This is a genomic window from Flavobacterium subsaxonicum WB 4.1-42 = DSM 21790 (assembly GCF_000422725.1).
GTDB classification, from domain to species: domain Bacteria; phylum Bacteroidota; class Bacteroidia; order Flavobacteriales; family Flavobacteriaceae; genus Flavobacterium; species Flavobacterium subsaxonicum.
On the sequence record NZ_KE383909.1, the window covers coordinates 813572 to 834347 of the forward strand.

Annotated in this window: 21 protein-coding genes; 9 read left to right on the forward strand and 12 right to left on the reverse strand. The window is 41.5% G+C overall.

The window, feature by feature from the left end; translation table 11 throughout:
• The 3 genes from G509_RS0114020 (at position 1) to G509_RS0114030 (ending at position 4113) form a co-directional block, all read left to right on the forward strand.
• On the forward strand, positions 1-672 hold the full coding sequence (locus G509_RS0114020; RefSeq protein ID WP_026992105.1) for a hypothetical protein: 672 nt from the start codon (positions 1-3) through the stop codon (positions 670-672).
• Between the two features lie 95 nt (positions 673-767).
• Positions 768-3485 carry a PAS domain S-box protein gene (locus G509_RS22180; RefSeq protein WP_051200232.1) on the forward strand — a complete coding sequence of 906 codons (2718 nt, stop codon included), beginning with the start codon at positions 768-770 and terminating at the stop codon, positions 3483-3485.
• Positions 3486-3555: 70 nt separating this feature from the next.
• The gene (locus G509_RS0114030; RefSeq protein WP_026992106.1) at positions 3556-4113 is read left to right on the forward strand and encodes a hypothetical protein; all 558 of its coding nucleotides are present in this window, start codon (positions 3556-3558) and stop codon (positions 4111-4113) included.
• Here G509_RS0114030 and G509_RS0114035 read toward each other — a convergent pair whose 3' ends face one another.
• Both G509_RS0114035 and G509_RS0114040 read right to left on the reverse strand, forming a co-directional pair.
• Positions 4114-4716, reverse strand: a complete 603-nt coding sequence (locus G509_RS0114035; protein ID WP_026992107.1) for a 3'-5' exonuclease — start codon at positions 4714-4716, stop codon at positions 4114-4116. It abuts the gene before it with no gap.
• 2 nt (positions 4717-4718) lie between these two features.
• Entirely contained in the window at positions 4719-6638 is a 1920-nt protein-coding gene (locus tag G509_RS0114040; RefSeq protein ID WP_026992108.1) for a DUF294 nucleotidyltransferase-like domain-containing protein, read from the reverse strand.
• Positions 6639-6780: 142 nt separating this feature from the next.
• On the opposite strand from G509_RS0114040, the gene G509_RS0114045 reads away from it, so the two are divergent.
• Entirely contained in the window at positions 6781-7293 is a 513-nt protein-coding gene (locus G509_RS0114045) for a DUF2911 domain-containing protein (protein ID WP_026992109.1), read from the forward strand.
• A 132-nt stretch (positions 7294-7425) separates the two neighbouring features.
• On the opposite strand, the gene G509_RS0114050 is transcribed toward G509_RS0114045, so the two are convergent.
• The 4 genes from G509_RS0114050 to G509_RS0114065 form a co-directional block, all read right to left on the reverse strand.
• Positions 7426-8784 (reverse strand): FAD-dependent oxidoreductase, encoded by a 1359-nt coding sequence (locus G509_RS0114050; RefSeq protein WP_026992110.1) that lies wholly within the window; start codon positions 8782-8784, stop codon positions 7426-7428.
• Between the two features lie 5 nt (positions 8785-8789).
• On the reverse strand, positions 8790-10043 hold the full coding sequence (locus tag G509_RS22185; protein WP_051200234.1) for a cation:proton antiporter: 1254 nt from the start codon (positions 10041-10043) through the stop codon (positions 8790-8792).
• A 72-nt stretch (positions 10044-10115) separates the two neighbouring features.
• Positions 10116-10490, reverse strand: coding sequence for a PH domain-containing protein (locus G509_RS0114060; protein ID WP_026992111.1), 375 nt, complete (start codon positions 10488-10490; stop codon positions 10116-10118).
• A 109-nt stretch (positions 10491-10599) separates the two neighbouring features.
• Positions 10600-11124 (reverse strand): hypothetical protein, encoded by a 525-nt coding sequence (locus tag G509_RS0114065; RefSeq protein ID WP_026992112.1) that lies wholly within the window; start codon positions 11122-11124, stop codon positions 10600-10602.
• Positions 11125-11296: 172 nt separating this feature from the next.
• Between G509_RS0114065 and G509_RS0114070 the strand changes: the two genes are divergently transcribed.
• The 5 genes from G509_RS0114070 to G509_RS0114090 all read left to right on the forward strand — a co-directional run bounded on the left by G509_RS0114070 (position 11297) and on the right by G509_RS0114090 (position 14991).
• Entirely contained in the window at positions 11297-11776 is a 480-nt protein-coding gene (locus tag G509_RS0114070) for a hypothetical protein (RefSeq protein WP_026992113.1), read from the forward strand.
• Positions 11777-11827: 51 nt separating this feature from the next.
• Complete coding sequence (locus G509_RS0114075) at positions 11828-13363, forward strand: YifB family Mg chelatase-like AAA ATPase (RefSeq protein WP_026992114.1); 1536 nt, start codon at positions 11828-11830, stop codon at positions 13361-13363.
• 271 nt (positions 13364-13634) lie between these two features.
• Entirely contained in the window at positions 13635-13865 is a 231-nt protein-coding gene (locus G509_RS0114080) for a hypothetical protein (protein ID WP_026992115.1), read from the forward strand.
• Between the two features lie 57 nt (positions 13866-13922).
• The gene (locus G509_RS0114085; protein ID WP_026992116.1) at positions 13923-14489 is read left to right on the forward strand and encodes a hypothetical protein; all 567 of its coding nucleotides are present in this window, start codon (positions 13923-13925) and stop codon (positions 14487-14489) included.
• Positions 14490-14532: 43 nt separating this feature from the next.
• On the forward strand, positions 14533-14991 hold the full coding sequence (locus tag G509_RS0114090; protein WP_026992117.1) for a hypothetical protein: 459 nt from the start codon (positions 14533-14535) through the stop codon (positions 14989-14991).
• A 389-nt stretch (positions 14992-15380) separates the two neighbouring features.
• On the opposite strand, the gene ypfJ is transcribed toward G509_RS0114090, so the two are convergent.
• The 6 genes from ypfJ to panB form a co-directional block, all read right to left on the reverse strand.
• Positions 15381-16238, reverse strand: a complete 858-nt coding sequence (gene ypfJ, locus G509_RS0114100) for a KPN_02809 family neutral zinc metallopeptidase (protein WP_026992119.1) — start codon at positions 16236-16238, stop codon at positions 15381-15383.
• 78 nt (positions 16239-16316) lie between these two features.
• A complete protein-coding gene (locus G509_RS0114105; protein WP_026992120.1) occupies positions 16317-17204 on the reverse strand; it encodes a hypothetical protein in 888 nt (295 codons plus the stop codon).
• Between the two features lie 24 nt (positions 17205-17228).
• Complete coding sequence (locus G509_RS0114110; RefSeq protein WP_026992121.1) at positions 17229-18572, reverse strand: hypothetical protein; 1344 nt, start codon at positions 18570-18572, stop codon at positions 17229-17231.
• A 117-nt stretch (positions 18573-18689) separates the two neighbouring features.
• Positions 18690-19379 (reverse strand): RluA family pseudouridine synthase, encoded by a 690-nt coding sequence (locus G509_RS0114115; RefSeq protein ID WP_026992122.1) that lies wholly within the window; start codon positions 19377-19379, stop codon positions 18690-18692.
• A gap of 55 nt (positions 19380-19434) precedes the next feature.
• Complete coding sequence (locus G509_RS23145) at positions 19435-19785, reverse strand: four helix bundle protein (protein WP_081663317.1); 351 nt, start codon at positions 19783-19785, stop codon at positions 19435-19437.
• Between the two features lie 72 nt (positions 19786-19857).
• Positions 19858-20676 (reverse strand): 3-methyl-2-oxobutanoate hydroxymethyltransferase, encoded by an 819-nt coding sequence (gene panB / locus G509_RS0114120; RefSeq protein ID WP_026992123.1) that lies wholly within the window; start codon positions 20674-20676, stop codon positions 19858-19860.
• Positions 20677-20776: the final 100 nt, after the last annotated feature.

The following is a 20776-nucleotide window of genomic DNA, read 5'->3' on the forward strand; positions in this document are numbered from 1 at the left end:
ATGCTTAAAAATTACCTGCTATTAATAGTACTATTGGTTGCGGCTTCGGCTAAAAGCCAGAATTACATTTTTGATTATATGCTGGAGTACAGCCATACAGACAGGACCGATACCATAACTAAAATAGCAAAAACGTATACCGATTACCGCTTTATAAATTCTAAAGACAACAGCTATTGCCTTACAGTGCACGAAGCTAAAGGCACTACCTATCTGGAACTGCTGTTAGAGAGCGGAAAGTATTTTAGGAGCAACCTGTCTACCGAAGATTTTTTTGTTGAAGGTATCAGCATAAAATGCCCCTATGCCATGACGTTGCCTTCGGATAACATCCGGATGAAAGATTATGATTTTATTACCAAAGCCGATACGGTTATAAACACCCAGCCCTTTAAGTATTTTGTACTGCAACCTGCCAATAAGAAAAAAATTGAGCGGCTGGAAATCAGTACCCAACATTATATAATAGATAACAGCCTGTACTTACAGCTGCCCATGCTTAAACCGCAAAGCCTGGCCTACAGGTTTTGGAAGTATAACGGTAAAACGCCCAGTGGTGTAATAAAAGAAAGTTATAATATTAATGCCTTGGGCAATACAATTTTAGAGATGCATTTAGTACAACTGCTTCCTATAAAAAAGATAGTTATAATCGACCTGGATTGCAAATAAAGGCAATCAAATATTCGTGTTATAATAAATCTAATCTGTTACCGGATTAATTACTAATTCGATATATTTGTGTTTCAACTATCACACTACTATCCATGCAACACAACGGTTCGGCAGCCGAACACATTCAAAAGGCCTTAGAGGCTTCCGGAATAGGCACATGGCATTTTAACGCTGCAACCGGGCAAATGTTTCTGGATGGTACTGCACAGCAAATTTTTGGTTTTCAAGAGGCTGAATCTACCTACAATCATATATTTACATTAACCAGCGAGGCCGATGCCACGCTTGCTGCTATTGCACTGCAAACAGCTTTGGCGCTTGGTGTTATAGATACAAAGTATCATAACCCAAATGGCGATTTACTACGGCTTAAAGGTAAAAAACATGGCGATATTTTTTACGGTACCGTGCAGCAGGTATTCGGCGAAAGCCAACCTGATGGTGCTAATATAGATGCCGATATACTACAGGCAATAATAAACGAATCTAATACCGGCATTGGTCTTTATATGGGCAGGGAGCTGGTTATTGGGGTTGCTAACGGTGTGCTTTTAAACTTTTGGGGCAAAGGCAATGTAGTGGGTCAAAAGTTGGCAGACGCATTACCGGAGCTTGAAGGGCAGCCCTTTTTACAAATATTGGATGATGTTTTTACAACAGGACAGATATATCAGGTTACCGAAGCCCCTGTAGATTTGGCTACCAATGGTGTTTTGGCTACGTATTATTTTGATTTTATGTACAAGCCGCTGTTTGACAATCAAAACAGGGTATATGCCATATTAAATACCGCTATTGAGGTTACCGACCGTGTTTTTACCAAGCGTAAAATGCAGGAAAGCGAATCGCGTTTTAGGTCGGTTACAGAGCAAAGCCCTATGGCTATTGGCCTGCTTAAAGGCAAAGAGATGGTTGTTGAAATTGCCAACAAAGGCATCTTGGCAATTTGGGGCAAAGATGCCTCTATAATGTATAAGCCACTTATTGAGGCTATTCCGGAGATTGAAGGCCAGGGGTTTTTAGAACTACTGGATGGCGTTTATACAACCGGTATGCCACACCACGGCTACGAAACCCTTGTTAAGCTTGAGCATAATGGCGTTTTAACCGATGTTTACGTTGATTTTACCTATTCGGCACAAAAAGATAAAGAGGGTATAATTACCGGCGTGCTGGTGCTTGCTATAGATGTTACATCACGTGTGCACAACACCAGGCAAATTGCCGAAAGCGAGGCTAAATTTAAGGCGGTTATATACTCGGCACAGGCGGCAATGGCTGTTTTTAAAGGTAGGGATGAACTTGTAACTGATATTGCGAATGAAGAATTTTTAAAATTTGTTGCCCGCACTGAAGAAGAATTTATAGGCAGGCCTTTGCTGGAATCGATGCCCGAATTGCTGGGCCAGGCTTCGATAGACCTTATGCATGAGGTATTTGATAAGGGTATTAAAACCCACCATTATGGCAGGCAGGTAAATATTATGCGTGATGGTGTTCTTGCAACCAATTTTTATAATGTAAGTTACACACCGCTTTTTGATGCTAACGGAGAGGTGTATGCTGTTTTAGATATTGCCATAGATGTTACTGAAACTATTAAGACTCAACAGGCTATTGTTGAGGCAGAAGCATCGTTGCGCGGTGCGATAGAATTGGCCGAACTGGGTACATGGAGCCTTGACCCCCAAACTGGTATTGTTACCTATTCTGACAGGATGCTGGAATGGTATGGCTTTAGCGGTAAGCCCGAAGACGTAAAAGATGTGTACGAAATTATACATAAAGACGACAGAAAGCGTATAGAACAGGCTATAAGCAGGGCTTTAGAGCCTGATTCTGATGGTGTATATGATGAAGAATATACCATTATAAACCGCCTTACCGGGAGGCAGCGTTTTTTGCATGCACAGGGAAAAGCTTTTTTTGATGTGCATGGTAAACCGTACATGATTGGCGGTACAGCGCAGGATATTACTGCCCAGAAGCGGATTCAGATGGAGCTGCAAAACGAAGTTAATATACGTACCGAAGAGTTGCAAAAAGCCAACCAGGACCTTGAAGAAATGAATTTAAAGCTGATAAATTCTAACGAAGAGCTTGCCCAGTATGCCTATGTTGCCAGCCACGATTTGCAGGAACCGCTTCGCAAAATAAGTATGTTCTCTAATTTGCTTCGTGAGAAGGATAAAGAAGGTGTACATAAAGGTACCATTGATAAAATTATACGATCGTCTGAAAGGATGTCGATGCTTATAAAAGACCTGTTGGAGTTTTCGCGATTACTAAACCCCGACACGCGTTTTGTGCGTACAAATTTACAGGATATTGTTAAGGCTGTGAGGAGCGATTTTGAGTTGCTTATAGAAGAGAAAGACGCCCAGATATTAATTGGCAACTTACCGGTTATAGAAGCAGTGCCATTGCAAATGAATCAGTTGTTTTATAATCTTATAGGCAATGCTCTAAAATTTGTTCCAACAAGTAAACAGCCCATTGTAAGTATTGATTGTAAGAGACTTAAAGTAAGTGAAGTAAAGCAATACATTAGCCATCCGGCAGATGTTATATATTATAGATTTAGCGTTACCGATAACGGAATTGGTATTGAAGAGCAATACCAAAAACAAATTTTTGAGGTATTTAAAAGGCTGCATGCCCGTACCGAATATTCCGGGTCGGGGATTGGGCTGGCTATTTGCAGGCGTATTGCCAACAACCATAACGGAACCATTTATATAAAGTCGGAACTGGGTAAAGGCACTACGTTTTACATTATTTTGCCCGAAGTGCAATTGCTTCAGAATTAAATTCTTACAAAATAATTTGCATTTAGCTGTATTATTCTTTTTTTAACTATATATTTATAAAAAGAATAATATGGGTTCGATAAAAGATGTTGATAATCAGTTTTCTGAAAGTTTAAATAACCTATTCGGTCAAATAAATTCTTATGGATTTGACTCTCCTGTTACGTTTATAGCTAATAAGGAGGTTGACAAAGAAAGTATTACGACAACCATACCAGCAAACAAAGGTGTATATCTTATTGAAATTAAGATAGTTGATACTGATGCCACTTTTGATGAATGGCTTGCCGGTTTTGAAAAAATCCTAAACCATGAACGTTACAGTAAGTCTAATGTTCCCAGTTTAAAAAAGTTGCGTTGTAAGAGCCATCGAACAGTAAAATTAGGAGAATGGTTCCCTTTGTACATTGGCAAATCTAAAAATATACAAAAAAGAGTTTTGGAACATTTGCATCTAAGACTGGAGCAAAGAACAACAGGCCTTAAACTTACTAATAGAGAAGAATTTCATGGCAACTCTTTTAGAATTAGCACTATAGTTTTAGATGTGATAAACTATGATATTATAGCCACTGAATTTGAAAGGCAGTTAAGAAACAGGATCAATCCTATTTTAGGCCGGCAATAATTAAGCAATCCTCAATTTTCTTTTCAGCTTTAAAAAAACAAGGGCCGTTGTATAGGCATTGCCCCAGGCAGTGTGCCTGTCGCTTTTTTCAATTTTTAAGGCTTCGCAAAGCTCATCTAATGGTGCCTGAGAGTCGTCGGCAAAGCCTTTCCATTTGTTATAGAGCACATTGGTGTCCATAAGCGGGTTTTTAACCCTGCCCAGGTCCAGGCGCTTTAAAGCCTGGTTAACCATTTCTATATCAAGGTTTACGTTGTGGCCAACCAGTATAGAATCTTTAATAAAATTAAGAAACTGTATCATACCCTCGGCTTCCACAACCTTTTCCTGCTCGTCTTTTATAATACCGCTCATAGCGATCGATTGCGATGTAAACCTGTCCTGCTTAATTTGCACTTCCAGAAAATCGCCCACCTCTATGGCATTGCCCGCTACGCCAATGGCGCCAATAGAAAGCACCACATCTTCTTTCCAGTCCAGGCCGGTGGTTTCCATATCAAAAATAACATAGCGTTTCTGGCCCTCTTTATCATCATCAAAAAGGGCAACGTAATTTTTCCAGAATTGGGGCAGGTTACTGCCGGTAAGCCATTCAAAAGCCATAATTAACTAACATAGGTTAAAGAAAAGCGATTTTTTATAAGGTCCTGCACATCGCTTATTGGCTGAAAACAGTTTTTAAGCTTTACCTTATCGGTTTTAGACAGTTCGTTTAAATTAAGGTACCTGCCATTAGAGCTGTTTATAAGCCCTTCTTCGGTACGGAAATGTTGCAGCACGTTAAACGCCTCGGCACATTCATCGTACAGGTCGGTGTGCTGTGGCTCTATCTCTGCCAGCTTTTTAAAGCGATGGTAGGTGTTGGTAACCTCGGTAATGCCCTGGTTAAGTGCCAACAGCCTTGCAGCGTCTATAAGCGGCTCTAAGGCGCGTGCCTTAATATCAAAGCTATCTTTATGTTCGCCATCGCCTTCTACCAAAAACTGCCTGAAAAAGCCTAATGGTGGCGGGTTTTTAAGTGTGTCATTCGCTAAAAAGGCAAAAAACTTCTTATTGCGTTCTATATTTTGCTTAATGGTTTCCGTAAGGGCATCTTCAATAGCCGGGAAACCATAAATAAAGTCGAAATCAAAAAATAGGGTGCTTATCTCAATACCCTTTTCAGCCGGGGTATTAATCCAGGTATGGTATTGCTTGATCCAGTCGGTTAACGATTTGCACCACTGCGGGTTGCGCGCCATAATATTGTGCGGAGAAAACTCGTAACCTACTTTGTTAAGCGACTCTGTAACCAATCCTGCCAGTTCTACAAAATAGCGTTTTACGGTGTCGTATTGTGCGGCCTCTACATCTTCAAACACCAGTGCATTGTCCTGGTCGGTAAGCAGCAACTGTTCCTTACGGCCCTGGCTGCCAATATTTACCCATACAAAACGAACGGGGGGCAGGCTGCCAATTTTCTCTACCGCCAGCTCTATAGCGCGGCGGGTAAGGGCAATATTAATCTCGGCTACAATGTTAGAAATGTGCGAGATAGGGATATTTTTATCGATGGAATTCTGAATAAGGTCGGTCAGCTTTTCGCGAACGTACTTAAGCTCTTTATTATTGGTGGCCCTGCGGGTTTGTTTAAGCAACACACCTGGGGTATTTGCCTGTGCGGCAACCACATCGTGCTCAGATATTATTCCGGTTACTGGTGTATTATCGGTACCATCGCGGGTAACGCAGAGGTGGCCCACATTGTGCTTAAGCATTATCATTTGTGCTTCGGCAACCGATATATTTTCCGGAACCGTAATTACAGGCGTTGTCATTACCTCGCGGGCTTCAACAGTAATAGGGAAGAGGCCGGTGGCAATTTTAGAACGCAAATCTTTATCGGTAATAATGCCAATAGGCAACTGGTCCTGCTGGATGATAACGCTGCCTACAGCGCTGTTTGCCATGGTTTTGGCAATAAACATAAGCACATCTTCGGGGTTAGCCGTTATGGGGTTACGTGTATATTTAATGGGCTGAAAGTACTGTATATCGGCAACCTGCTCGCTAAAAACAGTGTTTTCGGCCAGTAGCTTTCCGCTGCGTTCTTTATCGTATGGGTTACGCGTTTGTGATGCGAAGCTCTCCAATAAAAACTCCAGAACCTTTGGGTTCTGGGTTACATAGGTTTGAAACGCCGCAATGGGAACGCCGTAGATAATAGACTCTTCGCGTGCGCGTGCCGTCATTAAATAGTCGTTCTTGGCAAAAAACGGGCGCAGGCCCAGGATATCGCCTTCGTCGCATTTGTCTATAAGTGTTTCCTCGGCATCAGAGGTAAGCGAAAGCCCCACAGCACCGTCTTTAACTATGTAAAAATCAGGGTGTGTAGCATCGCCACCCCTAAAAAGAACCTGGTTCTTTTCGAGGTACACAACTTTAGACTGCGTTGCAATGTAAAATAAATCGGCAGGGGCCAGGCTGCTAAAGGGCGGATATTGCTTTAGGAAATCGGCAATACCCTGGGCTACAGGATTATTCATTACCGGGCAATTTATTGCTAAAAATACTATTTTTATTGTTCACTAAAAAGAAATGCTTACAACAAAACCATAAAGGTTTGTTAAAATTAAAATTTATCAAAAGGTCTTAGTACTTTTACGCTAATAACAAATAACTATAACAATGAAATTAGCATCTAAAATTGCCATTTTGTTTATGGCAGTACTTACAACAGGTATGGTAAACGCACAGGAAAAAACCCCAAAAAGCCCTAAAGCAACCGCTACAGGAACTATTGGCGGCGCTACCATTACTATAAACTACAACAGCCCTTTTGTAAAGGGAAGGACTATTTATGGCAAACTTGTGCCTTACGGAAAAGTTTGGCGTGCAGGTGCCGATGACGCTACTACTTTTGAAACGTCTAAAGCTATTAAAGTTGAAGGTAAAGAATTGCCTGCCGGTAAATATGCCTTTTTTGTAATACCTGAAAAAGATGGTACTGCAACGGTTATCTTTAACAAAGAAGCCAAGCAATGGGGTGCTTACGATTATAAAGAGGCCGAAGATGCTTTGCGCGTTAAGGTTAAAACTAAAAAATCAGCTTCGTTAACCGAGAGCCTTGTTTATAAAGTTAACAAAAGCGATGTTACGCTTAGCTGGGAGAATTTAGATATTCCGGTAGCGATTAAGTAGATTCTTAGATATCAGAATTGAGATTTTAGATGATAGACCTGAGATAATAGATTCTTGACAATACTTGAAAAGCCGAATTTACAGATGTAGATTCGGCTTTTTGCTTTTATATGCGAATATTTTTTATATCAACTAAACATCTTTAATTAACTTTCTTGCGGCAGTTTGCACCGGATCCCAAACTGGGGAGAACGGCGGGGCGTAGGATAGATCGAGGTCGATTATGTTCTGAAGCGTAAGGTTGTGCGTTACGGCGGTTGCCAACACATCGATACGTTTTGCAGCACCTTCTTCGCCAATAATCTGGCCGCCCAATAGCCTGCCGCTGTTTTTCTCGGCTAAAAGCTTAACCGTAATTTTTTTAGCACCGGGATAATAGTCGGCGCGGGTTTTACTGTCAATAGTGGCGGTAACATATTCTATACCCAGTTTTTTAAGTTCTTTTTCCTGAAGCCCTGTGCGGGCTACTTCATAACTGCACACTTTGCAAACCGCTGTGCCCACCGCCCCCGGAAATACCGCCTTTTCGCCTGCAATGCCGCTGCCGGCTACAAGTCCAGTTTTGTTGGCAACGGTGCCCAAAGCAATGTACATGTGCTGTTTGCTAACAAGGTTAAGGGTTTCGGTACAATCTCCGGCGGCCCAAACATCCGGAATATTGGTTTGCATCTGGGCGTTAACTTTTATGGCACCCTTAATACCCAAAGCTATTTTAGAGCCTTCCAAAAAATGAGTATTAGGCGATGACCCCATGCCAAATACCACCATATCGGCCTCAATGGTGCGCTTGTCGGTAATTATTTTGGTCACTTTATTATCGGTACAATCAAAGCTTTTTAGCTCTTCATCAAGGTACAGGGTAACGCCCAGGTTTTTGATGGCTTCTGATACCATAGCACCCATATCGGGGTCAAGGGTGTTCATAACCTGCGGCGCGCGGTTAACCAGACTAACCTTTAAGCCACGTATAAGCAGCGCTTCAGCCATTTCGAGCCCTATATACCCTCCACCAATAATAACAGCCGATTTGGGCTTGGTATCTTTAATATAATTCTCAATATTAATACCGCTTTTTAGGGTAGAAACGCCAAATACATTCTCGGCATCGTGGCCGCTAATGTGTTCAGGGCAATAGGGTTTGCCTCCGGTTGCTATAAGCAGCTGATCGTATTTCTGCCAAAATTCGGTACCTTTTTCTTTGTCCAGCACCTTAATGCGTTTGCCATCGGTATCTACAGCAAGAACAAGGTTCATGGTGCGGACATCGATGTTATAGCGTTTCCTGAATTCGTCTGGGCTGCGGCGGATAAGCTCTTCTACGTTTTCTACGGTTCCCGAAATGTAATACGGTATGCCACAGGCAGAGTAGGAGGTATAGTTGGATTTTTCGAATACGATAATTTCTTTATCGGGGTGTACGCGGCGCACTTTTGAGGTAGCCGACATACCGGCGGCATCTCCGCCAATTATAACCAGTGTATTATTGGGCATATTGATTATTTAAAGTCATATTTTTTGATGCGTTTTTGCACAAACCGGGCCGAAATTCCGTGTATTAAAACGGAAAAGAATATGGTAGCCGTGGTTATGGCAATAAGCTTTTTAGGGTCGGCAAACGTGGCAACGGTCAGGGCATATGCCAGATAGTACAGCGACCCGATGCCGCGCATACCATAAAACGAAAGTACGAATTTTTGGAATGGGTTTAACCCCGATTTTATTAGCGAGATATATCCTGCCAACGGCCTTACCACCAAAACCATAAGTAAAGCTACGGCCAAAATATCGGCCTCAAAAAATATTTGGTAGTGCAGTGCTATAAAAAAGCCAATGGTAATAAATATTACGGCCACGGCAAAACTCTCCAGCTCTTCGTTAAAATCGTGCAGGTCGATCATATGGTGCTGGTGCTGCTCATAATTACTAAACATACAAGCTGCAAAAAACACGGCAAGAAAGCCATAGCCGCCAAAATATTCGGTAATGGTATAGGGTAGCAGGATTAAGGCAACAGAAAGTATCCCGCGGCTTATCCTGTCGAGCGTTTTATCATTTTTACTGATGGAGAAGATAAGTTTGTACAATCCCCAGCCTATAAATAGGCCTACAACAACTCCGATAGTAATTTTAATTACAAATTCGTGAAGGAACCATTCGCCTATCCAGTTCTCGTAATCCAGGCCTTTTTGCGCAGCAAATATGGCGAAAAAGGTAAAAGGGAATGCCAGCCCGTCGTTAATACCGGCTTCTGCTGTAAGGCCCAGTTTGCTTTGCGAGCGGTCTTCCTGTCCGGGTTCTGACGTTTGCAATTCTGATGCTAAAACCGGGTCGGTTGGCGATATAAGCGCACCGAAAAGCAATGCGGTAGCAGGGGCAAGGCCCATTATCCACCAGCCTAAAAATGTGGCGGCTACAATGGTTAGCGGCATGGCAATGGCAAGCAGCCGGACGGCCTTTTTCCAGGTGCCCCATTTAAACGGGTCTTTTATACGAAGGCCGGTGTTTACCAGGGCTATAAGTATAACAAACTCGGTAATATGCTTAATGGTTTCAAGATGATCGAGCGGTTGTATGTGGCATTGGCTGCATATAAAAAAGCCGCCGCAGCCAATAATTAAATACACTATGGGCGCCGATATGTATTTTTTTTGCAGTATAACCGGTACTACGGCCGCCAGTAAGGCTATGGCACCGCCAAATAAGAGTAACAGGGTAAAGGGCTCAATTTCTAAATATCCGTGGTTTTGCATAGTGTGTAAAATAAAATAGCCAAAGCAAATTACTGCTTTGGCTAAAGAAATATAATTGTTGTTGGTTTTAGCCTATAAAATGTGCTGACCTAATATTTGGTACACCTCGTTTATGTTGTTGTCTTTGCCAAATTGTTTTTTAATAGGCAACGCCTCGCCGCGCACCCAGATTTTTAATTCGGCATCAAGGTCTAAAAGGCCGGCGCTTTCTTTGCTGAATTTTATAATGCTGGCGTAAGGTATAGAAACATACTCTACTTTGCTGCCTGTAAGGCCTTGTTTATCTACTAAAATAAGCCTTTTGTTGGTAAACACAAACATATCTCGAATAAGCTTAAATGCCTTTTCTATGTTTTCGCCGTTAACCAGTATTGGCTTGTATTCTTCAGAGATTTTTTCTACAGACACTTCAGATGCGTGCCCCATAATGGCATTAAATAGTCCCATAATTGTTATTAGGTGATTTAAGGTTTATTAAAAGTAAAACGTTATTTTTTGGTTCTCAAATTTACGTTTTATTTTTAAGGGTAATTTATGATTTTAATTAATCTATTAATTATGCTGAAGAGTGAATATCGTATAATTGCTTTCTCCATAATATTACGATTGTTAAGATTTTATCCAAATTCCATTTATCATCTAAAATACTTAAGCCGCCAAATATTGCAGAATTATCTATATCATTGTCTTTGTTAGAATTTAAATTAAAATTTTTAAGTAACGACTTAGTACCAACATGAAATAGTCCATCATCATCTTTATGTTTGATATAATTAGCCAAACCAATTATTAATTCTATTTGTGAATTTTTGAAGCCATTTATATTACCATTGATTTTATAAAAGTTAGTTTTATCTTTTGTAAAGCCAGTTATATCTTTGATGGTTGAATTGATGTAATTTTGAAAAGCTATAAAAGCTAATCCATAGACAGGTTCAGACTCCTCTCTCAACCAAAGACCGTCGTACCAATCTAATGTGTTTAATTTTAGCTCTAAGTTCTCGATTGATTTTTTTAATCCGTTGATAATATGAGATAAACTTTCAAATCTGTAATCTATTATTAGATAATTAGCCGCCATTATATTTTAAGTTATATTACGTTTAAGTAAAAACTAATATACGATTTATAAGACAAAATAATCCTTACAAAATAATTATGCGAGTACAATAATTAGGTTAAATCCACAGTCTTAAAATTAATTTATCCTTATAAGCAAACTTTTGCTACTTTAGATTATATATAGCCAACTTATGAAACCACTCCTCACCACCTTATTCCTAATCTTATCCATAGTGCTCCATGCCCAGCATGCCGTACATATAACGCCGCAGCAACTTTTTACCGATATACAAAAAATGCAGGGCAATGCTACGGTAATACAATTCTGGAACCCCAATTGTGCCGAGGTAGCCGATATTATTAAGGAGTATAAAGCTGCCGTAACATCTAACCCTGATGTCGACTTTTATTTTATTGCCATTACCAGTAAAGTCGAGCTGGTTAACATAGCTATTGATGCTAACGGCTATAAAAACGATTTGTATATTGTTAATCCGTCGGTTGATGCCGACCTCTACGAGCGGCGCCAAACCTTTTGCAGGCAGCTTTGCAAATTGCTTAAAATTGATGAGGCTGATTTTTTAACCCTGTGCCTGGATAAGAACGATAAGGTTACCTACATTGGCGATGCGGCGTACACGGATATTGCTAAAATAATCCCTACAAAATAATTTACGCGAATGCGATAAATTTTAGTATTTTCGATTCCTCAAAATTACTATATGCTGATCAAAGTTTTCGGGAGCGCCGTGTTTGGGGTAGAGGCCACTACCATTACCGTAGAAGTTAATATAGATAAGGGTGTGGGCTACCACCTTGTGGGCCTGCCCGACAGTGCCATTAAAGAGAGCAGCTACCGTATTGCGGCTGCCCTTAAAAACAACGGCTACCAGCTGCCCGGAAAAAAAATTACCATTAACATGGCTCCGGCCGATTTGCGCAAAGAAGGCGCCGCGTACGACCTTACCCTTGCTATGGGCATTCTTGTGGCATCGGGACAAATTAAGGCAGACGAGGCGGATAAGTACATTATTATGGGCGAACTGTCGTTAGATGGCAGCCTGCAACCCATTAAAGGCGTGCTGCCTATTGCCATTAAGGCGAAGGAGGAGGGCTTTAAAGGCTTCTTTTTACCGAAGCAAAATGTTAAGGAAGCCGCTATTGTGGCCGGCCTTGATTGCTACGGACTGGAGAATGTTAAGGAGATTATCGATTTTTTTGAAGGTCGCAGCACCCTGGAGCCTACCATTATAAATACGCGTGAGGAGTTTTATAAAACCCTCGATTTTCCGGAATTCGACTTTAGCGATGTTAAAGGCCAGGAGAGTATTAAACGTTGTATGGAAATTGCTGCTGCAGGCGGGCACAACATTATTTTAATTGGCCCACCCGGTGCCGGTAAAACCATGTTAGCCAAGCGTTTGCCCAGCATACTACCACCCATGACGTTACGCGAAGCACTGGAAACCACCAAGATACACAGTGTTGCCGGTAAGCTAAAGAATGTTGGGCTAATGAACCAACGGCCGTTTAGGAGTCCGCACCACACAATTAGCAATGTAGCACTTGTAGGTGGGGGGAGCTACCCACAGCCCGGCGAAATATCTATGGCGCACAACGGCGTTTTATTTTTAGATGAACTGCCCGAATTTAAACGCGATGTGCTGGAGGTTATGCGCCAGCCGCTCGAAGACCGCGAGGTTACCATTAGCCGAGCCAAGTTTACCATTACCTATCCATCGAGCTTTATGCTGGTGGCGAGTATGAACCCCAGCCCGGGCGGTTATTTTAACGACCCCGATGCGCCGGTTAGCTCGTCGCCACACGAAATGCAACGCTACCTGAGCAAAATATCGGGTCCGCTACTGGACCGTATCGACATACATATAGAGGTTACGCCCGTGCCTTTTGAAAAACTGTCCGACAACCAAAAATCCGAAAGCAGTGTCGAAATCCGCGAACGTGTTACCCGCGCCCGAGAGGTGCAAACGGCACGCTTTGAGCAATTTGAAAACGTACACTACAACGCCCAGATGAGCAGCAAGCAAATTAGGGAGTACTGCCAGTTAGACGAGGCCTCTCTACTGTTGCTTAAAACAGCTATGGAACGCCTTAACCTTTCGGCGCGTGCTTACGACCGTATCCTGAAAGTGAGCCGCACCATTGCCGACCTTGATGCTTCGCCCAACGTGGGCCCGCAACACATTAGCGAGGCCATACAATACAGGAGCCTTGATAGGGAAGGGTGGTTGGGGTAGCTATTTAAGATGATAGATGATCGATAATAGATAATAGATGATAGACGGAGCGATTTCAGAATTCAGATTAAACTACACTCTTACTCATTGCCCATTGCTCATTGCTCATTGCCCATTGCTCATTGCCCATTGCTCATTGCCCATTGCTCATTGCTCATTGCCTATTGCTTATTGCCCATTGCCTATTGCCCATTGTCTATTTCCTTAAAATTGCCTATCTTTAAACTACTATACATAACTCTGCTAAAGAGATTTAAAAAATATATAAGCCATGCTACAACAAGAATTAAAAGAGCTGTTTGATGCTATGCCTCAAATGGTTAAAGATAAACTGCAACCGGTAATGGACGATTTGTTAGAGCGTGCCTCTGAACATGATGAGCACGCGGCATCTGACCCTGATTACTATAACGAAGAACGCGAATTGATAATGAAAGAGGTACATAAGGTAAAATACCTTAACGACCAGTGGCAGCTTATTAATGCCAAAAAGAATAACTAATGTAATACTATATTAATTGTTTAATGTAGCAATTACGCAATTAAAGAAAGTCTGACTATGACAGGGAATTTGTTTAACGCACTGCAACGTTCTAAAGATAATAACGAGATAATAAGTATTTGGAATTATAATGACGACGATGGCTTTTGGTCGGGCTACGTTAAAGATTTTAATGATGATATGGTTTCTATACAACACTTTACAAAGTATGGCAAGCCCGATGGTACCATTATAGTAAGGATGACCGATATTAAAACCGTTGATTTTGACGATGATTATTCTAAGGCCATGCAATGCGTTATCGATTATTCGGCGGAGCTGGATAAAGAAGAAAAATTTGAAACCACATTGCCCGATAATAATATGTGGCAATTTGCTGTTTTAAAGCAGGTTGAAAACAATGCCAACCTTATTGCTAAAGTCGAAATTAATGGCGGAGAACACTTTTCGGGCTTTATAGAAAATGTAACCGAGTCGGATTTTTTACTGCGGTGTATTGGCAGCCTGGGAGAGCCGGAAGCCAAAGCCATTTATAAATTAGATGATGTAAGTGCCGTACGTATTAATGATATTGAGAGCCGAAAAAGGCTGATGCTCTACAAATGGCGCCAGGCCCGGTTATAATGTATCAATTGGTTAATTGATTAATTTAGCAATTATTCTGTAAATGAAAATAATCGAAGCCGGATCGCTACGTATTACCCTTACTGAGCAAGGGGATGACATTAGAGCTGTTGCCGATGATAACGCTATTTTATTGGCGGGCCAATCTTTGGCGGGAGCAGAAAAAGTGATTTTAAAAAATTTCCATATACTTTACGATATTTTCAGACCTTACATTACCGATGTTGTAACTGCCAACGATATAGAGCACATCAGCCTTAATATAACATTTTACTTTACGTATATGTATAGCCGGTGGAGGATACAGTATCCTGAAGCTAATTATAGCTTGATAATCTCTAACAACGATTGCCGCGGTTTAACGGCTGCCGACGAAATAATTCACTACTTTAAAAAAGTTGACAAAGCAAACTGGCGCGCTAAGTCGGCCTGCCTGTTGGATATGTCGACCGAAGAATTTGATGTGTTTTATTATAACAGAGAACAATTTTACAATAAATAATTTTTGACTTCAAACCTTTGTTTCTTCTTTGCGAATTCTTGTGCAATATCCCTCATCAAAATTTTACCTTTTACCCGTTGCAAAGTTACAACGGGTTTTGCAACAAAGTACTGAAGCGGTTCTTGCAGTAAATTTTCCGGGTAAAACTTAAATTTGAACCCTCGATTCTCTATAAACAAAATGCCTGCTAAATTATTATAGCAGGCATTTTGCTTATATTTCTAAAAAGTGAAATTTTGCAGAAAAAAGCGCGAATCCAAAGTCAGAAAGTGAAATATCAAAATATAAGATATTGAAAATCAACATAAGTTGCTTTTCAAATTTCACACGGAGGCATCATGTCAAAATTGATGTAAAATTTATATACATAACGCAATTTCTGTAAGAAATTATTGTATTTCTGCAAAGGTATCGCCCTGTTTAATATCGCCACTTTCAAAGCCTTTTTTAAACCAGTACATACGCTGTTGCGATGATCCGTGCGTGAATGAATCGGGTACTACGCTGCCCTGGGTTTTCTTCTGAATGGCATCGTCACCCACGGCATTGGCCGCCGACAGGGCTTCTTCAATATCGCCATCCTCCAGCACATTGTTCATTTCCTGATTATAATGCGCCCACAAACCGGCGTAAAAGTCGGCCTGAAGCTCCAGTGCCACGCTTAGTTTATTAGCACCGGCCTCGTTGGTTTGCTGCTGTGCCTGCCTCATTTTGGCAGACGTACCCATCAGTGTCTGAACGTGATGGCCTATTTCGTGGGCAATAACATAGGCAATGGCAAAGTCGCCGCCCTTGGCACCAAAGCGCGACTGCAGCTCGTCGAAAAAGGCAAGGTCCATGTACACTTTACGGTCTTCAGGGCAGTAAAATGGCCCCGATGCCGATGATGCTCCACCGCAGGCTGTTTGGACGCCATCACGAAAAAGAACCAGCTTTGGTTTCTCATACGTCATGCCGTTTTCCTGAAAAATTTTGGTCCAAACGTCCTCGGTATCAGCAAGAACGGTGGCTACAAATTCGCCCATTTCTTTGTCGCGGGCACTAAGTTCTACAGGAGCTTGTTCAGTCTGGCCGTTTTGTAGCTGATCCTGGATGGTGTTGAGCACGGCAGAGTTGTCGCCGCCCATAAACATGTTAATAACCAGTATAATAACACCAATTATACCACCACCAACAGCCACCTGCCCACCCGATACGCCACGGCGGTCTTCCATATTATCACTTTGCCTTCTTCCTAACCATTTCATAATTTGCTTGTTTTATGTAATGAAGTTAACACTATAATTTGTTATGTAGCAAACTTTATAACCAATTTAGCAATTGGCTTATTCTAAGGTAATAGAGCGGGTTTCCAGAAAGGTTTCAGCCTCGATTTCGAGGGTTCTTTGGTAAAACATATCAATAGGCCACCCGGAGTCGTGCATCATGCCGCCGCAATAGTCTTCCATAGCGGTTGCTATTACTGTTCCGTTAATTTCATTGCCTATGTACTCTCCTAAAACCGACCCAATTACTGCGTTAACGTCATCAGGATTAAAGGTTTGCCAAAACTTAACAAGGTAGTTGGCATCTTCGTTATTAATTTCAGAAAGCTCCAGCGTGTACTCTGATTTTACGGCGGTATTACCCAGCCTGCTGGCATCTTCAGATGTATTTTCTATGGGCTCTCCGTATTTTAAAGCTACCCCAAAAAAGGTATGGAATTGTAAAATATCCTTTATGGAATTGGCCTCAATTGCCTCTTTTGTAGATAGTTTGTTTATGGCTTTAAAAAGTTCCGGCGGCAATTTTGTCTCTTTCTGAAGGACTTTTAAAGCAGCATCGTTATGCTTTTTAATATCCTTCCAGTTAAGCAGTTCGGCAAAAGAACCCATCTCATCAGTTTTAAACCTAACGGTAAGGCCCTCGCCTAATTTAGATATCTTATCTGACAGGGCACTTTTACCGGTTATTTTATAGTCGCGGTACTTCCATTCTATAGTATAACTCTTTGCTGTTGAATCTACTACAGTAATATCTACTTTGTAGGCAATGGTTTGGGTAACGGTAGTATCTTTGCCTTTTACACGCAATTTTTGGTATTCAATATCATAGGTATGCTTCTCGTTCTTATCCCAATAGCCAATAACCTGAACGGTAGAATCGGCCACATTTATCTGGCTATGAGCACAAAAGGGCAGGAGTAATAGGGCAAACAGTAAGCAATTTTTCATGGTATTGGTTTTGCTGCGAAGGTACTAAAACCCTATGCGATAACCAAGATAAGCATCGGCCTGATTGGTGTCGGTAATAGCTGCCGATAGTATGGACCCCGACCCGATAAAAAAGCCGCTGTACCTAAAGCCAATACCCGCTGTAAAATCGGATATCTCGTTGATTGATAGCGGAATAAAAGCTTCAAATTTACTGGCCGAATATCGGGGGGTTACGGTAACGATGTTTTGCACTGCTATCTGGTCGTTACCATCATCTTTTTTAAGCTTTTGCTGAATGTAACCCGTTGCATACCAGTTGTTATGAATTTTAAAATCGGCGTACAGAGCCAGGTAGGATGGGAGCTTAACCTTAAAATCCCTGCTGGTTTGGTTTAGCGTTACATAGCCACTGGCAAGTAGCAGGTCTTCAATCTCTTCAATATTATCAACGTCTTCAAACTGGTTAAGATCGAGGCTGCCGTTGCCGGTATCAAGTAGGTAACTGTTAGATACATTGTTCTCATCCTTAAACGTCATGCTGCCCAGGTTTTTAACCGAAACACCTGCATTGATAAGGTATCCGCCATCGTTCTGGGCATCCTTAAGCTGATAATTGGCTCCAATATCAGTAGAAAAACCGTTAAGGCCACCGGCAAAGAACTCGTTAAAGTTATCGCTATTGGTAAAGCCTTCGGCCAGCGAGCCGGAGTAGGCAAAATTTAGTTCGGCAGTAGCATTGGTAAGGTCTACATCGCCCACAACGTTGGTAACAACACCATCGAGGTTTTTGGCGCTCATATTGGCGTAAGACCCCGGGAATAGGAGGTTGAAGTTAACCCCGGCAGAGAATTTATGGGTGTCATCTTCATATAGGTCGCGCGCTACAGAGAAGCCTATCTCGCCCCAGGTAGTAGCCGAAACCCTCTGGTTCTCGCTGATATTTAGTTGCGATGAACCCAGTATAGCATTTAAGCCTGAGAAGGTTACAGCGCTACCCAAATCGGTATTGAGGTCTACTATATTAGCTTTTACGTTGGCCGAAGAGGATATGGCAAATGCCCACTTGTTTACTTTATAAGCAAAGGCAGGGCCAAGAATCTTAACATCGGCACGAAGGTTAACCGGCTCTCTGCCGGAGAAAAGCATGTCTTCAAAATCGTTATTGCCACCTACAAGATCGCCAAAGCTAACTTTATTGTTGGCAATACCGGCGCTAACGTTCAGGATGTTAACCTCAAAAGTAGTTTGCAGGTTGGTAAGTTCGGCGGGGTTAAGGTTAGCGTTTAGCAAACCGGTTCGTTTAGAGGTACTTATACCGGAATAATGCTCCTGTGCAAACAGTCCGCCACATAGTAGCAGGCTGACGATTAATAATGGCTTTTTCATAGTATGGGTTAATTGTTGGTGCTATCTAAAATACGAAATTTTAATTAAATAACGTGTAAATTAACCTATAAATTGCTAATGTATTAATCAGAAGCTTAAAAATATAATAATATATTTTTAGACTGATTTCCAGACCGACTCATCGGGCACGGGTGCCGTTATGCTTAATTGCTCTTTACTAACCGGATGTGTAAGCACCAGCTTGCGGGCATGCAGGCTAATGCCACCATCGGGGTTACTGCGGTCGGCGCCGTATTTAAGGTCGCCTTTTATAGGAGAGCCGATTGCCGATAGTTGTGCCCTTATCTGATGGTGCCTGCCGGTATGCAGGTCTATTTCCAACACTGTATAGTTATCTAATTGCCTGATTATCTTGTAATCAAGGCTGGCAACTTTACTTTCGGGTACCTCTTTATTATGGGCTTTAGATGTGTTGTTTTTTTCGTTACGCTTAAGGTAATGTACAAGCGTATCGTGCTCTTTTTCAGGGCGTTTCTTTACAATGGCCCAGTATGTTTTTTGGGTTTCACGGTTTTTAAACAATTCGTTTAAACGGGTCAGGGCCTTGGTGGTTCGGGCGAAAGCCACAATGCCTGTTGTAGGCCTGTCTAACCGGTGTACCACGCCTAAAAATACCTCTCCGGGCTTGTTGTATTTGTCTTTTATATACTCCTTAACAACATCGCTAAGTGGCTTATCGCCAGTTTTATCGCCCTGTACAATATCGCCTACGCGCTTGTTAACCACAATTATGTGATTGTCTTCGTAAAGAACATTAAGGTTATTTTTATCTGAAACTATTTTCAAGGTAGATTATTAGATTGTTAGATTATTTGATTGTTAGATTGTTAGACTGTATGGCTTATGATAGCGTAGATCTAAATCTTGAAGTCATTTTTATGATCGCTTCTAATTTAAAACAAAGCATGTCTAAAGTTTCTTGATTTATGAAGCCTAAATCGCATGAAATAAGTAATCGTGTCTCAATTTCATAAGCCGAACCGATTGCAATTTCTAAAAATCGGGCAAATTCCTTATTAAAACTTCTTGAGCATCCTTCTGCAATATTTGAAGGTATTGAAACTGATACTCTTCGCAATTGATTTGTTATTCCAAATTTTTCAGAATCAGGAAACACTGAGGTAACCGTATAAATATCGGTACAAAACTTTCTGCTGAGTTTCCAAATCTCTAAGTCCTTAAACCTATGCATTCATTAATAAATTATAGTCTATAGTATTTTTCAATTTCTAACAATCAAATCATCCAACAATCTAAAATCTAATTAATACTGCTCGTTCGCATTAGGGAAATCCTTAGACTTAACATCGGTAACGTACTGGCCTATAGCGGTTGTCATACCTTCGTACAGATTCATATAGCGGCGTAAAAATCGCGGACTAAACTCGTTGTTCATACCCAGCATATCGTGTATTACAAGTACCTGGCCGTCTACACCACCGCCGGCACCAATGCCAATAATTGGTATCGAAACACTTTCGGCAACGCGCTGTGCCAGGTCGGCCGGAATTTTTTCCAACACAATACCAAAACAGCCAATTTTTTCAAGCAATTTGGCGTCTTCCATTAGCTTTTCCGCTTCTTCATCTTCCTTAGCACGAACGGTATAGCTACCAAATTTGTATATAGACTGCGGTGTAAGCCCCAAATGCCCCATAACAGGTATTCCGGCATGCAGTATTCTTTTAACCGACTCTTTAATTTCGCTGCCACCCTCCAGTTTAAGGGCGTGTGCGCCGCTTTCTTTCATGATCCTGATAGCAGAACGCAATGCCTCTTTAGGGTCTGACTGATAGCTTCCGAAAGGTAAATCGACCACTACAAGCGAGCGGCTTATGGCACGCACTACAGATGAGGCGTGGTATATCATTTGGTCCAGGGTAATTGGCAATGTAGTTTCATGGCCGGCCATTACATTAGAAGCCGAATCGCCTACCAAAATAACGTCTACACCGGCGGTGTCTACTATTTTGGCCATAGTATAATCGTAAGCCGTTAACATAGAGATCTTTTCTCCGTGGGCTTTCATTTCTATAAGCGATTTTGTGGTTATCCTTTTATAATCTTTTTTAGCAACAGACATAATTATTAAAATTTAGGGGGTAAATGTAGTAAATTGCAATAAGATAAGGGTGCCGATTGCTATTTTATTACCAACTTTAACCCTGCAACACACCCGTTTC

Bases quoted from the DNA above. Each gene is read 5' to 3' on its own strand.
- G509_RS0114020 (WP_026992105.1), top strand. From the start codon at position 1: ATGCTTAAAAATTACCTGCTATTAATAGTACTATTGGTTGCGGCTTCG.
- G509_RS22180 (WP_051200232.1), top strand. From the start codon at position 768: ATGCAACACAACGGTTCGGCAGCCGAACACATTCAAAAGGCCTTAGAG.
- G509_RS0114030 (WP_026992106.1), top strand. From the start codon at position 3,556: ATGGGTTCGATAAAAGATGTTGATAATCAGTTTTCTGAAAGTTTAAAT.
- G509_RS0114035 (WP_026992107.1), bottom strand. From the start codon at position 4,716: ATGGCTTTTGAATGGCTTACCGGCAGTAACCTGCCCCAATTCTGGAAA.
- G509_RS0114040 (WP_026992108.1), bottom strand. From the start codon at position 6,638: ATGAATAATCCTGTAGCCCAGGGTATTGCCGATTTCCTAAAGCAATAT.
- G509_RS0114045 (WP_026992109.1), top strand. From the start codon at position 6,781: ATGAAATTAGCATCTAAAATTGCCATTTTGTTTATGGCAGTACTTACA.
- G509_RS0114050 (WP_026992110.1), bottom strand. From the start codon at position 8,784: ATGCCCAATAATACACTGGTTATAATTGGCGGAGATGCCGCCGGTATG.
- G509_RS22185 (WP_051200234.1), bottom strand. From the start codon at position 10,043: ATGCAAAACCACGGATATTTAGAAATTGAGCCCTTTACCCTGTTACTC.
- G509_RS0114060 (WP_026992111.1), bottom strand. From the start codon at position 10,490: ATGGGACTATTTAATGCCATTATGGGGCACGCATCTGAAGTGTCTGTA.
- G509_RS0114065 (WP_026992112.1), bottom strand. From the start codon at position 11,124: ATGGCGGCTAATTATCTAATAATAGATTACAGATTTGAAAGTTTATCT.
- G509_RS0114070 (WP_026992113.1), top strand. From the start codon at position 11,297: ATGAAACCACTCCTCACCACCTTATTCCTAATCTTATCCATAGTGCTC.
- G509_RS0114075 (WP_026992114.1), top strand. From the start codon at position 11,828: ATGCTGATCAAAGTTTTCGGGAGCGCCGTGTTTGGGGTAGAGGCCACT.
- G509_RS0114080 (WP_026992115.1), top strand. From the start codon at position 13,635: ATGCTACAACAAGAATTAAAAGAGCTGTTTGATGCTATGCCTCAAATG.
- G509_RS0114085 (WP_026992116.1), top strand. From the start codon at position 13,923: ATGACAGGGAATTTGTTTAACGCACTGCAACGTTCTAAAGATAATAAC.
- G509_RS0114090 (WP_026992117.1), top strand. From the start codon at position 14,533: ATGAAAATAATCGAAGCCGGATCGCTACGTATTACCCTTACTGAGCAA.
- ypfJ (WP_026992119.1), bottom strand. From the start codon at position 16,238: ATGAAATGGTTAGGAAGAAGGCAAAGTGATAATATGGAAGACCGCCGT.
- G509_RS0114105 (WP_026992120.1), bottom strand. From the start codon at position 17,204: ATGAAAAATTGCTTACTGTTTGCCCTATTACTCCTGCCCTTTTGTGCT.
- G509_RS0114110 (WP_026992121.1), bottom strand. From the start codon at position 18,572: ATGAAAAAGCCATTATTAATCGTCAGCCTGCTACTATGTGGCGGACTG.
- G509_RS23145 (WP_081663317.1), bottom strand. From the start codon at position 19,785: ATGCATAGGTTTAAGGACTTAGAGATTTGGAAACTCAGCAGAAAGTTT.
- panB (WP_026992123.1), bottom strand. From the start codon at position 20,676: ATGTCTGTTGCTAAAAAAGATTATAAAAGGATAACCACAAAATCGCTT.